At 34.3% G+C, this 15,579-nt stretch carries 14 protein-coding genes; all 14 read left to right on the top strand.

Translation table 11 applies throughout. The features are described from left to right. Positions 1–2,008, top strand: a 2,008-nt coding sequence (locus tag I6U50_RS08940; protein WP_198638603.1) for an HYR-like domain-containing protein, incomplete at its 5' end; no start/stop codon positions are given. A gap of 44 nt (positions 2,009–2,052) precedes the next feature. Further along, a complete protein-coding gene (locus I6U50_RS08935; protein WP_198638602.1) occupies positions 2,053–2,946 on the top strand; it encodes an outer membrane beta-barrel protein in 894 nt (297 codons plus the stop codon). Positions 2,947–3,691: 745 nt separating this feature from the next. Further along, positions 3,692–4,201, top strand: coding sequence for a DUF2975 domain-containing protein (locus I6U50_RS16170; RefSeq protein WP_198638601.1), 510 nt, complete (start codon positions 3,692–3,694; stop codon positions 4,199–4,201). 3 nt (positions 4,202–4,204) lie between these two features. Further along, the gene (locus I6U50_RS08925; RefSeq protein WP_193711740.1) at positions 4,205–4,408 is read left to right on the top strand and encodes a helix-turn-helix domain-containing protein; all 204 of its coding nucleotides are present in this window, start codon (positions 4,205–4,207) and stop codon (positions 4,406–4,408) included. 21 nt (positions 4,409–4,429) lie between these two features. Continuing rightward, entirely contained in the window at positions 4,430–5,302 is an 873-nt protein-coding gene (locus tag I6U50_RS08920; protein ID WP_198638600.1) for an ABC transporter ATP-binding protein, read from the top strand. Then, a complete protein-coding gene (locus I6U50_RS08915) occupies positions 5,299–8,466 on the top strand; it encodes a M1 family aminopeptidase (protein WP_198638599.1) in 3,168 nt (1,055 codons plus the stop codon). Before I6U50_RS08920 ends, I6U50_RS08915 begins: the two co-directional genes overlap by 4 nt. Positions 8,467–8,681: 215 nt before the next feature. Continuing rightward, complete coding sequence (locus I6U50_RS08910) at positions 8,682–9,365, top strand: GNAT family N-acetyltransferase (RefSeq protein WP_198638598.1); 684 nt, start codon at positions 8,682–8,684, stop codon at positions 9,363–9,365. Between the two features lie 211 nt (positions 9,366–9,576). Next, on the top strand, positions 9,577–9,864 hold the full coding sequence (locus I6U50_RS08905; protein ID WP_198638597.1) for a GNAT family N-acetyltransferase: 288 nt from the start codon (positions 9,577–9,579) through the stop codon (positions 9,862–9,864). Positions 9,865–10,842: 978 nt separating this feature from the next. Next, complete coding sequence (gene ygiD, locus I6U50_RS08900; protein WP_198638596.1) at positions 10,843–11,673, top strand: 4,5-DOPA-extradiol-dioxygenase; 831 nt, start codon at positions 10,843–10,845, stop codon at positions 11,671–11,673. A 345-nt stretch (positions 11,674–12,018) separates the two neighbouring features. After that, positions 12,019–12,582: a Crp/Fnr family transcriptional regulator gene (locus tag I6U50_RS08895; protein ID WP_198638595.1), complete on the top strand. Its 564-nt coding sequence runs from the start codon at positions 12,019–12,021 to the stop codon at positions 12,580–12,582. Positions 12,583–12,642: 60 nt separating this feature from the next. Next, complete coding sequence (locus I6U50_RS08890) at positions 12,643–13,221, top strand: NAD(P)H-dependent oxidoreductase (RefSeq protein WP_198638594.1); 579 nt, start codon at positions 12,643–12,645, stop codon at positions 13,219–13,221. A 271-nt stretch (positions 13,222–13,492) separates the two neighbouring features. Further along, a complete protein-coding gene (locus I6U50_RS08885; protein WP_198638593.1) occupies positions 13,493–14,032 on the top strand; it encodes a dihydrofolate reductase family protein in 540 nt (179 codons plus the stop codon). 239 nt (positions 14,033–14,271) lie between these two features. Then, the gene (locus I6U50_RS08880) at positions 14,272–14,808 is read left to right on the top strand and encodes a DUF1697 domain-containing protein (protein ID WP_198638592.1); all 537 of its coding nucleotides are present in this window, start codon (positions 14,272–14,274) and stop codon (positions 14,806–14,808) included. 213 nt (positions 14,809–15,021) lie between these two features. Continuing rightward, positions 15,022–15,480, top strand: a complete 459-nt coding sequence (locus I6U50_RS08875) for a DUF423 domain-containing protein (protein ID WP_198638591.1) — start codon at positions 15,022–15,024, stop codon at positions 15,478–15,480. Positions 15,481–15,579 lie beyond the last annotated feature (99 nt).

Genomic DNA, 15,579 nt, shown 5'->3' with positions numbered 1-15,579 from the left:
AGATGAGAACGGCAATACTTCAACCCAGACACAAAATGTGATTATTGAAGATGTAACCGCCCCGGTAGCCGATCAGACAATTTTGGCAGATATCACAGCAGAATGTGAAGTTCTGGCCGGTGATGTGCCTACACCAGGCGCTACCGACAATTGTGGAGAAGTGGTTAAGGTCACCAACAATGCAACCTTCCCAATCACGACGCAAGGAACTACGGTGATCACGTGGACTTACGAAGATGAGAACGGCAATACTTCAACCCAGACACAAAATGTGATTATTGAAGATGTAACCGCCCCGGTAGCCGATCAGACAATTTTGGCAGATATCATAGCAGAATGTGAAGTTCTGGCCGGTGATGTGCCTACACCAGGCGCTACCGACCATTGCGGTGGAACAGTAAGGGTTAATAACGATGCTACCTTCCCAATCAGCACGCAAGGAACTACGGTAATCACGTGGACTTACGAAGATGAAAACGGCAATACTTCAACCCAGACACAAAATGTGATTATTGAAGATGTAACCGCTCCGGTAGCCGATCAAACGATTTTAGTTGATATCACTTCGGAATGTGAAGTATTAGCAAGTGATGTGCCTACACCAGACGCCACCGATAATTGTGGAGGCACGGTAATGGTAACCCATGATGCTACTTTTCCGATCACTTCACCAGGAACAACAGTGATTACCTGGACCTATGAAGATGAAAACGGGAATACTTCAACCCAGACGCAAAATGTGATTATTAATGACTCCCCTTTAACACAGGTTATTTTTGAAGATCAAACTTTTGTTTATGATGGTGCTGTAAAAGGATTAGAAGTAGTTAATCTGCCCGAGGGTACTACAGTGTCTTATACGAATAACGAGCAGGTAGATGCTGGAGTCTATGAGGTTACAGCTTTTATAACTTCTGCCAATACCAGTTGTCAAGATCAAACCTTGACAGCTAAGCTTACAATAGAAAAGGCGCCTCAGGAAATTAATTTTGATGAAATTTCCGATAGAAATCAATATACCGACGATAATTTCCAGTTGGAGGCCACTTCAAGTTCGGGGTTACCTATAATTTACTCCTATACTTATAATACCGAAAATCCACCTGCCACCGTAGGCCCCCGGGGCTTTGTACAAATATTAAACAGGGGAGAAATAACTATCACTGCCAGGCAGGAAGGAAATGAAAACTATAAACCAGCAACCCAAATAGTAAGAGTACTTAGGATAATCGGTGGTGAAGCCCGTTTGAATAATGTGGCTATCAACAATATCATGTACCCTAACCCCGATGAAGAGGTTTATCATCTTATGGTTTGTGGAAATGATAAGAATGAAGTGCATATTGAACTGGAACCTAGCCTTGGTGCCTTTACTGATAAGGGAAATGAATTTATAATGGCAACTCCAATTCCTGGTATTTACAGGGAGACGGTAAGAGTTACTTCTGAAGATGGGAATATTACAAAAACCTATACTATAATTATTGAAAAGAGGTTCAGTTTTGATGATATTATTATTCAAAAATTCAATAATGTCTTGCTTGTGAATAATAATCCGGAAACTAATGGAGGTTATAAGTTTGTTAAATACAGGTGGTATAAAAACGGTTCGGTAATTGGCCACAATCAGTATTATTCTGCAGGAAATGATCTGGTAGACCAATTAGATCCTGATAGCGATTACTATGTGGAGATGGAAACCGAAGACGGAGAAATTCTAAAGACCTGTATTGCAAAGGTTCAGTTAAGGAGTTCCTACAATATAACCTTAACACCTAATCCGATAAGATCGGGGGGGGCTATGGAGCTGTTCGTAGATTTCCCCAAAGAGGAACTAAAAACAATGGAACTTTCTATACACAATCTTAACGGTGTATTCTTGAAAAACCTAAAAGCCAATAGTAAGACTACTCGCATATCTATACCGTATAATCTTCAAATAGGTGTGTATTTACTCCGTATAAAAACTCAGAATATCAATAAAACCTTAAAGTTTATTGTGAAATAAGAAAGGTTTACATATTAAAAAACTCACTAAAGTTTAATATATCGATGAATAATAAAGATATAATAGTTTATAAAGAAAGATTTTTATTAAAGCTCATGATACTGGTTGTTTTGATAAGTGTAACCGGTAGTGCCTTAGGACAATCGAAGAATGAAGTCTCATTCTTTTTGCAGGGCTCATTTTCAAAACTGGATTATAAAGTTTTGAATCAGAAAAGTGAAATGAAAAACGGCTTTGGTTTTGGAGCTGGGTACGCCTATTATTTATCTGAAAACTGGAGTATTGGTACTGGTGCAGAGCTACAATATATAGAAGGATCTGTTTACATTCCTATTATTGAAGATGCCTATCAAACCCGGGATCAGGAAGGGGAGAATTTTGAATTTAGATATCAGGCTAAAGACTTTTATGAGAATCAATATGCTTACTTTTTAAATATACCACTAAAAATTCAATATGAAACAAAAGGGATAACTCGCTTTTATGCCGGTGCTGGTATTAAAGCCGGACTAAGTTTAAAGTCTGAATACAAATCAAGGCTGTCCTCTTTGGTCACCAGTGGTTATTATCCACAATATGATGTGGAACTGAAAGGCCCGGGGTTTGCGGGATTCGGGAAGTTTGATGAAATAGACGATTCCCGGTCTGAATTCGATATAAATACCAGTTTTATACTGAACCTGGAGAGCGGGATAAAGCTTATGCTTGAAAATAAAAAATCTTTATACATAGGTGGCTTTCTGGATTATGGGCTTAACAACATCCGGTCTGGTGCGTCGTCTGAAGAGAAACTTATAAGATATAATAGCCAGGATCCTATGACTTTTTCTGTTAGTAGTTTATTGAATTCGGGAGAAAATAGTAACTCGGGATCTTTTATAGATGAAATAAGAACTTTTGTTTTTGGTTTAAAACTTCGGTATGCCTTTAAACTATAATTGCGGTAGATTTATTGGCGCTGCCAAAGGGCATAATATCCTGAGGTTTGTCAAGAAATTAAAATTTTTTTCTAACGAATGTCTCGTTGGCTCGCCCTGAGGTAGTTTACTAGCATTATTCAGGATATTTTAATGTTCTCTTGTTAATTGACCTAAAAAAAATAGATATTTAAGGGTTTCAAAAATCATTAATTTACGATTCGTGAATTAATGATTTTTGAAATATGAATAGTGTATGTGACCCAATAAACTCTAAATTTCTATATTTTCGGCTTAGTTACATACATAGTACATTACTTTGCATATAGGATATTCAAAGTATACATTTTCTACTTTTTCTTTCTTTGGCTTTAACACTTACCCCGATAGTTATCGAAACTTTGAGGCTTTCCACGAAATAGGAAATCTTTCTATTCAATGCCTCGTGGGCGTGTCATGAGATAAATAAACTCGCAAAGAAAATATTATAAACCAATATAACCCACGTCCTTACTCATAAGATCTGCCAATAACTTACAAAAAATCACACCTGATTTCAAGAATGAAACGACCCGAAATAAAAAATTAAGTTGAAATTACTGGATAAATTACCAGCCTAATTTTATTCTTTTTAAGTCGATATAAGGATTCTTTAAATATTTTACTCATTGTATAGAGGGATGTTTTAATTATTTTAAATTTATATAAAATTATTGTAAAACAATATTTTTATATAAATTTGCAGAAATAAATTAAATTTTATGATATGCGAAAAACGATGATTATCTCCAAAATCTTATATTTCATTACAAGCATTTTGGCAGGCTTGTATATAGTTACTGGAATATACGGAGCATTAAGTTGGTTAACGAACACCCATTTACAAATCAAAAATACCCAAACAATTATAACCTATCCCTTTACAGAAAAGGCGTTTTTAATTTTAGATAGCAGTAACACATATTTGGTTTTTTGTTTTTTGATTCCAATTTTTGCGTATGGTTTGTTTTTTTGGTTGTTGTGCAATGTTTTTAAGGTTTTTTACCAGGACAAGTTATTTACTTCAGAAAACATCGTGCATCTAAGGCGGTTTTATCTTGTCAATATCTTTCTGCCTACTGTGCTCACCATATTCACATCGTTTTTTATGCCCATTGATAGTGAACTGTTCTTAATAGTTATTCTTCATCTTCTTCTTGGGGTTTTTATTTTTTTTATGTCAGAAATATTTAGCCAAGGATTGACCTTACAAAACGAACAAGATTTATTTATCTAAGCTATGCCTATTATTATAAATATAGACGTTATGCTCGCCAAACGTAAAATGAAGAGCAAAGAGTTGGTAAAAGAAATTGGTATTACCCCAGCAAATTTATCAATACTTAAAAATGGAAAGGCCAAAGGTGTTCGCTTTGAAACTTTAGAGAAAATATGCAAAGCCCTGGATTGTAAACCGGGAGACATCATAGACTATGTAGACTAACGCTTCCTTAAATATTACCTTATGAATACATTGAAAGTCAACAATGTATCCCTTGTGTACAACAATGGATACCAGGCGCTTCATGCCATAAATTTAAACATAACAAACGGTGTTTTTGGATTACTAGGGCCTAACGGCGCAGGGAAATCTTCGCTTATGAAAACCATTGTAGGCTTACAAAAACCATCGGAAGGAGAACTGTTTTTCAACGGCACAGACATTGTAAAAAAACCATTGGAAATACAAAAACAGCTGGGTTTTTTGCCCCAATATTTTGGTGTTTATCCTAAAGTTTCGGCTTACGATTTGTTGGAACATTTGGCCAGGTTAAAAGGCATTCACGGTAGGAAAGGGCGTCATAACCAAATTATGACTCTTCTGGATAAAGTGAATTTAACAGATGCCAAAAATAAAGAGGTACATACGTTTTCAGGTGGAATGAAACAACGTTTTGGTGTGGCCCAAGCTTTATTGGGAGACCCGAAAATTGTTATTGTAGACGAACCAACAGCAGGTTTAGATCCGGAAGAGCGTAATAGGTTCAATGCTTTGTTGAGCGAAATCGGTGAGGATATCATCATTTTATTATCCACCCATTTGGTGGAAGATGTACGCAATCTTTGTTCGCAAATGGCCATCATAAAACAAGGAAGCATTGTGGCCGAAGGAAATCCAAATCAATTTATTAATGCGTTGCACGGAAAACTATGGCAAAAAGCCATAAACAAAGAAGAGCTCCCCAAACTGGAACCGAACTTTAAAGTCATCAGCAAACAATTTATTGAAAAGGTGATGCACATAACCGTTTATGCAGAAGCCTGTCCAACCGGATTTCAAGCGGTAGCGCCAAATTTAGAGCACGCTTACTTCACTCATTTAAATAGTGCAAAATGAAAACGGTTTTAAGTAATGATATACGCGCCTCGTTAAAACAGACAGCCACTCGTTTTGCTTTCCTGGCTTATTTAGTTTTAGGCTTTTTTGCAGGTTATAAGTTCAATATTAATGTTGGCGATGGAATTGCTGCCAATGCGCCCTATTCGGTTGGGTTTATGACAGGTTTGTTAAGTCTGATTATTATTTTAATGGCAACACTGTTGGCTTTTTCAGGGTTATTTAAGGAAAGTGATACTAATTTTGGTTTGATAATTTTTACAACGCCCATAAAGAAGCGTGACTTTGCTTTAGCCCGATTTTTATCCTTCTTTTTACTTACTGTATTCAGCTTTTTTACTTTAATGCTTGGTTATGTTATCGGTTTGCATGTGCAAACAGATGCCGAAATGCTCGCAGGGTTTCAGCTGTGGTATTATGTGTATCCTTTTTTGATTTTTGGGGTAGTAAATAGCTTGTTGGTATGCAGCATCCTGTTTTTTTGTGCTAAAAAATTTCAGAATAAATTATTGGTGGCTATTGCAGGTTTAATGCTTTATATAACCTATATGATTGTGTTGATGTTTTCAAACGCGCCGTTTATGGCACAATCGTTACCGCAATCGCTGTTTGCTCAAAAAGTGTCTGCCTTAACAGACATATTTGGGCTGTCGGCTTACTTTTATGAAGCCAAAGATTTCGATGTTTTTCAAAGAAACCATAGTACCGTTTCGTTTACCAATGTGCTATTGCTCAATCGCCTGTTTGTTATTTTTCTCTCATTAATCATGGTAAAGCTGGGCATTCGTGCATTCTCGTTTTTACCGGTTTTTAAGCAAAAGTCAAAAAAGAAAAACACGGCATTAACATCTAAAAAGACCAAACGTTTAGACGCTTCATTTGCCAAAGTAAGCACTTTATTCAGCCCAAAAACAAGACAGAAAGCACTGTTTTCCTTTGTGAAAATCGATCTTATTTATTTGTTTAAAAGCATCCCGCTTATTTCGGCTTCTGTATTGCTCTTATTTTACGTAGGTGTAGAAATGTATGGCGATATTGATATGGGGATTAGACTGCCACAACAATACGCCAGCTCTGGCTTGTTAGCTCAAACTATTAATGAAACATTTTATTTTATTGGGGCATTGGTGGTGGTTTACTTTACAAATGATGTGTTTTGGCGTGCAAACGCCAGTGGGTTTTCTATCATCCAAAACACCACCTATTATGCAAGAGAACGACTATTGGCACACAGCATAAGCATGGTGTTATCGATTGTCTTTCTTACGAGTTTAATGCTGTTGGAAGCGATTATTTTTCAGCTTATTTTTCAATATGCCTACATTGATTGGCAAGCGTATTTTGGTGTTTTTGTTTTTAATACGTTGCCACTTATACTTCTTTCCTTAATACTGCTTTTTTTGAATAGTAAGAGCAAAAACAAGTCGATTGCTTTAGGGATTTCCATCTTGTTTTTCTTATTGTTTGTTACACCTATTTCAAAAAATATCATTTCCAATCCGTTGTTTAGAATATTATCTGGGTACAAAGGTGCTTATAGCGATTTTATAGCTTACGGACCTTACTTAAAAGTCTTTTTGTGGCGATTAATTTTTGGATTTTCTCTGGTTGGGCTGCTGTTTTTCGTTTCTCATTTAATCAAAACAACAGCTAAAAGAAAAAACAAATTGGTTGCCCTTATTGTTTGTGGATTCATGGCACTTTTTAGTGGATTTAATTTCTTAAAAGGCTATGAGCCTAAAGATAAAGAGGCTGCTATTTTGGAAAAAGTCACTTATGAAAAAAACTACCGAAAATACCAAAACCTTCCACAACCCACAATTAAAAAGGTAAGCACTGAAATAGACTTGTTTCCTAAAGAAAAGGCTTACCGAATAAAAGGCAATTATTGGTTGGTAAACCCACACAACCAAGTTATAGATTCTATGCTTGTAAGTGTTCCTAAAGACTTTGAGATAAAATCGCTTTTATTTAGCTATAAAAATGACACGATAATGTTAGATGGTTCCATTTCAGAATTGAAATTAAAACACGCTTTACAAGCACGGGATTCGGCAAAGCTGGAATTCGAGTTGGCTTATAAATGGCAGGCTGTTAATGGCCATAATCCCTTTAATGCGATTGTAGAGAATGGGTCATTTATGCGAATTAGTCGGTATTTTCCACAATTTGGTTACGATGCCGACAATGAAATTTCGGATAAAAACATTCGAGAACAACATGTATTGGGGGAAGAGACGCAAATGAAGCCATTAGACACTCCAAAAACCACTGTAGATGATTTTATTCGTTTAGACATGCAAATCTCTACCGATAAGAATCAAATTGCCGTTGGTACGGGTGAATTAAAGAAGCAATGGCAAGACGCCAATAGGAATTATTACCAGTACCGGGCAGATACCGTTCCGTTTCGTTTTGCGGTTTCTTCTGCCAGCTATAACGTTAAAAAAGTGCAACACAAAGGCATTTCTATTGAGGTTTTATACCATCCTTTGCACGAAAACAATGTGAACCATCTTATAGAAAACACAAAACTTTCATTGGACTATTGCACCAAATACTTTGGGCCTTATCCTTTTTCCTCTGTACGATTTGCTGAAGTTTCCTCGTTTACACAAGGCTTTGCGGGAACGGCTTATCCAGGCGTAATTTTTATGACAGAACACATGACATTTAATGCTAATATAGAAGCCGATCACAATCAGGATGTTATCAATGAATTGGCAGGGCATGAAGTGGCGCATTTTTGGTGGGGCACCAACCAAATTGATCCCGATTACCGAGAAGGTTATGCCATGCTAACCGAAAGTTTGGCCATGTATACTGAAATGATGATTTACAAAAAAATGTACGGCAAAGACAACATGTTGGAGCGTGTTGCCGTACACCAACAAATCTATGAAGCTGAAAAGGGTTTTAACGAAGACCTTTCTTTGTTGAAAACCACTAAAGACAATGCTTTTGTTGCCTATTCCAAGGGTGCCATAGTTTTTGTAGAATTAAGTGAATTGATTGGGGAAGAGCGATTGAACTTAGCGTTAAGAACTTTTTTGGAGCAACACAGATATCCTAACGCGAAGCCTACTTCAACTGATTTATTAGAAGAAATCCTAAAAATTAGTGATGAAAAATTTGAGCAAAAAATTAGAGAGATGTTTAAGTAAATTATCCCGAGCAAATTAACAAGGCATTAAATCTCGATTCTTGAGTAAATACCGTTTATAATTAATTGTTGCTGAATTCCTAAATCAGAATTCACCGTTTTTGATATATTGGTTATTAAGCATAAAAATAGCTGAAAGATTTTATCGCAATGGAAATGAAATTTTAACCACGTAAGTCACAAAGCTAAAGTCTTTGTACTTACTTTGAACAATATATGAAAATAGAAGAAGAGAAATTAGATAACCCTGTTTGGTATTCTTTAAGCGAAGAACACTATAAGCTTTCAGTAGAATATCATGGGATAAAATTTTATCAATCAGAGTATTGTCCTTTTGGTGGATTTATAGACCACAAAACACCTAAAGAGGGAATTAATAAATACTCTTTATTAACGGATAATTTTTATGTAGTTGGAGATAAGCCTATTTTAACAGACAAAGTACAACTCAAAAAAGAATTGGTTTGTAACCAAATGTTGCTCAACCAAGAAATTGACTTTGGAATCTCTGAACTCATAATAGAACTTAAAACGACCAGGCAAAAAAATGATTTGTTCGGTCTTGTAAACTTAGTTCAGCCGGGATACTTCAAAAGCAAGACCTCAAATTTAGGGAACTACTATGGCATATATAAAAACGATAAGCTGGTAGCTGTAACGGGGGAGCGAATGAAAATGGACAAATATACTGAGATAAGCGCTGTGGTAACGCATCCCGAGCATACAGGAAATGCTTATGCTAAACAATTAATAAAACACACTGCCAATAAAATATTTAAAGAAAACAAAATACCGTATTTACACGTTGCAGAATTAAATACTGGAGCAATTAAACTTTATGAAAAGTTAGGGTTCTTAACCAGGAGGAAAATTAGTTTTTGGAATTTAATAAAAAAATAAAAACGAAATCTTATCGTGGCTTAACTGTATTTAATTTTCACTTTTAAAATATTTCTGTAAGGAGAATTACACTATCATCTTTTAGTTTAAACCTTAGAGCCCGTAATGCTTCATTTGGAAAATAAAAATTGGGTTTATACAATATTTTGAATTACAGGCAGGTTACTTTTATTACCAAGCTGAAAACCTAAATTCAGATAATTAAATAAATATGAATATTGGAATAGTAAAAATGACTCAGTATGATTTTTCCGGGTATTTTAAGATGGTAAATGGTGATAAAGTAATGAAGATGATTACCGGAAAATCTATCGAATTAGAAAAAGCTAAAACCGATTTTGAAAAATTGATTAAAGAGAATAGCTTGAACAAAAACTTTGAGAAATTTAAAGTAGTGAATAATGAGACGAATGATTTTTTAGGAATAGCTAAGCTGGAAGTTTATGAGGGAAATAGTCAGGGAGTGGAGATTGGATATATGCTTTCGCCTCAATATTAGGGAAAAGGAATTGTAGATTTTGTTGCAAAAACATTAATTAATACTGTGAGGAGACAAAAATCAATAAAGCAAATATTCGCTATTATTGATCCTAAAAATATAGCTTCAAGAAAAATTTTAACAAACAACGGTTTCACTTCAAATGAACCTAAATGCATTGAAGGCCTACAAAGAGAAATCCTTGAGCTAAAACTTAAAAAGGAAGGTTATAGCTAGAAAGAAGAATATAAAAGATCAGTGATTTAACGATTTTCTTTAAGCTTAATAATTTTACATCAAAAATAGGATAAGATTAATTGTGAACACCGTATTCTGGTAATAGCCATAATCCTGTATTTATAAAATTGCATTTTAGGTTCTATTATACCCTGGTTATCTAATTTTGATTTAGGGTTGCCTCAGTAAAAACTGAACCTAAAATAAACTGCTCAGGTTCCTATTTATGGTTAATTCTATTAAACCACAGCGGTATCCTTATTTTTGGTTACACCAAGCCTGTGAAATTATTAAGTTTTATCTAATGAACTATATAGGGTAACATGAACTATCAAACATACAATCACATAATGACTTAAGTTTACTTGTTAGTTGTTTTTGGACCCTGTAGGTGTCTTTGAAAATAGAACCTCAAAATAATGAATTGTCCTGCACGCTTGTGTTGAAATGGCGTTTATTCCTGGCAACGGCATAAGGCGATACACTTGCGAAAATGATTTTCTACATTAACTTCTTACCATGGTGCTCGAACAAACAATTCACCCCTTTTATATTTAGCGAACCGGAGTAGTGAAAGTTTTTTCTGTGCGATTTTATCCGTATGGGTTTGCTAATTTTGTTTCTGAGCCAATTAGTAATTTAGTAGGTAAGGAAGCACCTATATTCCAGATTTTTGGAACAGAAAAGGGAATGATTCAGAGCAAAAAATAAATGAGGCTTATTTTTGAATAAAAAGGTATTACCTTTTAATAAAATTTAAATATGAACTTAAAAGATTTAAGCAAAATAACTTCATCAATGAGTAACACAGGCAAAATGCCTGTGCTTTTCTTAGGTCATGGCAGCCCTATGAATGCCATTGAAGAAAACGAATTTGTTTCAGCATTTAAGAAATTGGGAAAAGAATTGGTACGACCAAATGCTATTCTTTGTATTTCGGCACATTGGGAAACTAAAGGCACCTTTGTGACTGCGATGGAAAATCCGCCGACAATTCACGATTTTGGTGGTTTTCCACAAGCATTGTTTGACGTTCAATATCCAGCAAAAGGAAGCCCAGAACTTGCACAAGAAACCAAAAGTATTATTACTAAAACAGAAGTTGGATTAGATGATAAATGGGGACTTGACCACGGTGCTTGGAGCGTAATCAAACATTTATATCCAAATGCAGATATTCCAGTGATACAAATGAGTATAGATTATTCACAACCTGCAAAATATCATTACGATTTGGCAAAAGAAATAAGCAGTCTTCGCCAAAAAGGAATATTGATTATTGGAAGTGGAAATATGGTGCATAACCTTCGCATGGTAGCCTGGAACAAGCTAAACGAAGAATTTGCTTTTGATTGGGCTACCGAAGCCAACGAAAAAATGAAAAGCCATATTTTAAGTGGGGATTTTCAACCTTTAATCGATTTTAAATCGCAAGGAAAAGCCTTTGATTTGGCCATTCCAACACCAGAACATTATTTACCCTTACTTTATACATTAGCATTAAAAGAAGAAAGTGAAAAAGTAAGCTTATTCAACGACAAGCCTGTTGGGGGTTCTTTATCTATGACTTCCTTGAAAATTGAATCTGAATAGAGCTGAAAAAAGTAAACTTAGAAGGAATAAAATTAACTATCAAACATCCGATCATATAATGACTTAAGTTTACTTGTTAGTTGTTTTTGAACCCTGTAGGTGCCTTTGCAAATAGAACCTCAAAAACAACGAATTGTCCTGAGTTGATATTTTGCTATTTTTCACGTTTCAGAGGGAAACAAAATCAGATTTTCATTAGCCAAACTAAAAGAGCAACTCCAAAATAGTATACTAAAAAAATAGCTTGGGTTTGGTTTGGATTCTATACTTTAGAAGCCTAAAAGAAAGACGGTGTAGCAATAAGTTAGTTTTTCCTTCGCTATAATCCTTTGGAAGTAATAAAAAATGAGGAATTATTTAGAAGAATTTGGTGTACTAACCAAAGATGAAATAGATGTATTTGAAAATAAACTAGTCTATAAAAAGTTTAAAAAAGGAGATTTTTTTATCCGGGAAGGGCAAACTTGCAAAGAAGTAGCCTTTGTAGCTTCAGGACTATTTAGATCTTTTTACTATTCATCTTTAGAAAAAGAAGTAACCTATTGTTTTACATTTTCCAATTCGTTTGTAACTGCTTATTCTTCTTTTTTATCTCAAAATAAAACTGTTGAAAATATTCAGGCTTTAACCGATGTTGAAATATTAACAATATCTCGAAATGAGATTTTAAAACTAGAGCAATCAAGTACCAATTGGTTGCGGTTTTTTAAACTTATTGCAGAACAGGAATATATAAAAATGGAAAAAAGAATTTTCCTGTTACAAAAGGAAACGGCCGAAAAACGTTATAGCGACTTACTTAAAAACCAACCGGAATATTTACAGTTTATTCCCCTTAACTTTCTCGCATCTTATTTAGGCATTACCCAAAGACATCTAAGCCGAATAAGAAAGTCAATTTCAAATTAGACAAATGTCCTTTTAAAGGAGCTTAGTTGTGTGGTTCTTTGTAAAAAACATAGAACATAGATGAAACAAATACTTATAATTAATGGGCATCCCGATAAAGAGAGTTTTAATTACGCATTATCAAAGGCTTATGCAAAAGGTGTAGGTAACACAGATGCGATCTTGAGCCAAATTAATATTTCTGAATTAGACTTTGAACCTAATTTAAAATTTGGTTACCGCAAGAGAATGGACCTGGAACCCGATTTGCTTAAGGCAATTGACAAGATAAAAAAAGCTGACCATATTGTATGGATATTTCCAATGTGGTGGTATGGGTATCCGGCTATAATGAAAGGCTTTATTGATAGAACATTTCTTCCGGGAATCACTTATCAACCGGTTAAGGGTAAAGCTTTTCCCGAAAAGCTCTTAAAAGGAAAATCGGCACGTTTAATTATTACTGCCGATACGCCAAAATGGTATGATTCTCTATTTATGAAAAGCCCGGCCATAAATCAGTTTAAAAAAGGTACTTTGCAATTTTGCGGAATTACTCCTGTAAAAGTAACTTACATCTCCCCGGTTAAAAATTCCAGTCCCGATTTTCGGAAGAAATACTTAGAAAAAATATCTTTATTGGGGGCAGGTTTAAAATAATTACTGAATTCAAGACTATAGGGAATTTACGCCTCTTAGTAACTTTAGTTTTTAGTAAGCCACAAGCTGAATAATCAAAAGACAGTTTATAAAGTGAATATAATATTGAAAATTATTCAGAATAAACTCAAGAACAGGGCTAGAGAAACACTGGGGTACAATACACCGCAAGAAATGATGTGTCTTGAAGGAAAAAATTATATTTGACCACGCAACTTTTAATAAGACTTTGTTGCGTTAGAACATTTAATCCAGCAATGCGAAAGAATTAATGAGCAAGAAAAATAGCATATTTATCGCAACAAGTTTAGATGGTTATATAGCTGATAAAAAAGGAGGAATTGATTGGTTGAATTCCGTTCCAAATCCCGACAATGACGATATGGGATATTTGCAATTTACGAATGGGATTGACGCACTTATTATGGGGCGAAATACATTCGAAACTGTAATTGGATTTAATGTTCCATGGCCATATAACAAACCTGTTTTTGTGTTAAGTAACAAATTGAAAGAAATACCTGAATCTCATAAGGACAAGGCTTTTTTAGTCCATGGAACTTTAACCGAAATTTTAGAACAAATTCATAAAAAAGGATATGAAAGATTATATATTGATGGAGGAAAAACAATCAGAAATTTTTTAAAAGCAGATTTAATTGATGAAATGCTATTAACAACTATTCCAATTTTACTAGGCGGCGGTTCTTCACTTTTTGGAGAATTACCTAACGAATTGAAATTTGAGTTAATTGAAACAAAAACATTTCTAAATCAAATATCGCAGAGACATTATAAACGAAAAAAATAAAATTTGAAATATCAACAAGCTCTATAGCTAATAGCAAATCAGATAGATTACAAGAGTTCTGCTCTTTGAGCAGGCAAAGCCAAAACAAAGTTTTGATGTTTAACCAATAAGTAAATTAAAAGTGAAAACGTTTGTTAAAGCTTAGAGATAAAGGAAGAATGAAGTGCTTCGAATCTATCATGCTTTTCATAAATAGACCGTTTCAGAACTCTGGCAGCAAATAAACCAAAGTGTATCTAATGAACAAAAAAATAGGAATTTTAAGAGGAATAAATGTAGGAGGAAAGCGAAAAATCCTGATGGCCGATTTAAAGTTACTTTGTGAAAAATTGGGCATGGAAAACGTAAAAACCTATATTCAAAGCGGGAACCTTATTTTTAATTCAGATAAACAAGGTTTTGAATTAGAAAACGCACTGGAGAAAGGTATTGCCCAGGAGTTCGGGTTTGATGTACCTGTAATAGTTAGAACAGAAAAGGAGCTTGAAACTTCAATAAATAACAATTCTTTTTATGATAAAGATGTTGATATTAGTCAGTTGCATTTAACATTTTTAAAAGAAAAACCTGCTAAGCAACATATAGACAAAGTATCAAGCCTTGACCACGAGCCTGATAAATTCAAAATAAAAGATAAAGATGTATTTATATTATGCGAGGGTAAGTATCATAAATCAAAATTATCAAACAGTTTTTTCGAAAAGCAATTGAAGGTAGGGGCCACAACCAGAAATTGGAAAACGGTATTAAAGCTTTTGGAATTAGCCAAAAATTAATTGAATGTTACGGGCTAGTCATTTCAAATAGTATTTAAATACAATTAATACCCAAAAATACACCGGAGATCTAACAGGCCTCTTAATTTAAAATGAATTACCCGGTTTTAAAATTAGTAGTTGAAACCAGGTAACATCGGAAAAAAGTACTACATTTAACTATACATTAGCAGGTTTTTGTTGCGGAATGTAATATCCCTTCAAATATAAAATATGAAAAACTGGAATTTTAAAGTTAAGTGTAGGCCTAACGAAATAAGTAAGAATTTGGAAGCTTCTTTTGGTGCTGCCAATGGGTTTGTGTTTAATATTAAAAACAATCAAAATAACTTAGTATCTTTTAAAATTCGTAAACGGCTGCTTTATGCCTGGTATATTCTTTATCATAATAACGTGGTCGTAAAAGGAAGCTTATCTAATGCAGAAGGAAAAGGGGAGACCAATGTAAATATCTCTTTTAGCCAGCACTTATTGTGGAAGTTTGTAATATTTGTACACCTGCTTTTAGCTTTAAGTTTTGTAATAGCTATTTTTTTAGGGAGTAATGATATTGCTATGTACGTATTGGCAATTATTACTTTAGCAATTGGCGTATTCTTATGGCTTAGGTTGCAGAAAAAATACGAAAGAAATATACAGGAGTATAAAGATTTGATATGTAATTTGTTATAGTTTTAATTTGGTTGGTTTGGAGTGGAAATGAAGTGATTTTAAAAGTAAGCTGTAAATATGTCCAATCTTAGAAACGAATCAGGTTTGACTATAATGATT

The organism is Salegentibacter maritimus, assembly GCF_016236975.1.
In the GTDB taxonomy this organism is placed as follows: domain Bacteria; phylum Bacteroidota; class Bacteroidia; order Flavobacteriales; family Flavobacteriaceae; genus Salegentibacter; species Salegentibacter maritimus.
The sequence above is the reverse complement of the archived record's forward strand: the minus strand, read 5'-3'. Positions and strand labels throughout refer to the sequence as shown.

Bases quoted from the DNA above. Each gene is read 5' to 3' on its own strand.
- I6U50_RS08935 (WP_198638602.1), top strand. From the start codon at position 2,053: ATGAATAATAAAGATATAATAGTTTATAAAGAAAGATTTTTATTAAAG.
- I6U50_RS16170 (WP_198638601.1), top strand. From the start codon at position 3,692: ATGCGAAAAACGATGATTATCTCCAAAATCTTATATTTCATTACAAGC.
- I6U50_RS08925 (WP_193711740.1), top strand. From the start codon at position 4,205: ATGCCTATTATTATAAATATAGACGTTATGCTCGCCAAACGTAAAATG.
- I6U50_RS08920 (WP_198638600.1), top strand. From the start codon at position 4,430: ATGAATACATTGAAAGTCAACAATGTATCCCTTGTGTACAACAATGGA.
- I6U50_RS08915 (WP_198638599.1), top strand. From the start codon at position 5,299: ATGAAAACGGTTTTAAGTAATGATATACGCGCCTCGTTAAAACAGACA.
- I6U50_RS08910 (WP_198638598.1), top strand. From the start codon at position 8,682: ATGAAAATAGAAGAAGAGAAATTAGATAACCCTGTTTGGTATTCTTTA.
- I6U50_RS08905 (WP_198638597.1), top strand. From the start codon at position 9,577: ATGAATATTGGAATAGTAAAAATGACTCAGTATGATTTTTCCGGGTAT.
- ygiD (WP_198638596.1), top strand. From the start codon at position 10,843: ATGAACTTAAAAGATTTAAGCAAAATAACTTCATCAATGAGTAACACA.
- I6U50_RS08895 (WP_198638595.1), top strand. From the start codon at position 12,019: ATGAGGAATTATTTAGAAGAATTTGGTGTACTAACCAAAGATGAAATA.
- I6U50_RS08890 (WP_198638594.1), top strand. From the start codon at position 12,643: ATGAAACAAATACTTATAATTAATGGGCATCCCGATAAAGAGAGTTTT.
- I6U50_RS08885 (WP_198638593.1), top strand. From the start codon at position 13,493: ATGAGCAAGAAAAATAGCATATTTATCGCAACAAGTTTAGATGGTTAT.
- I6U50_RS08880 (WP_198638592.1), top strand. From the start codon at position 14,272: ATGAACAAAAAAATAGGAATTTTAAGAGGAATAAATGTAGGAGGAAAG.
- I6U50_RS08875 (WP_198638591.1), top strand. From the start codon at position 15,022: ATGAAAAACTGGAATTTTAAAGTTAAGTGTAGGCCTAACGAAATAAGT.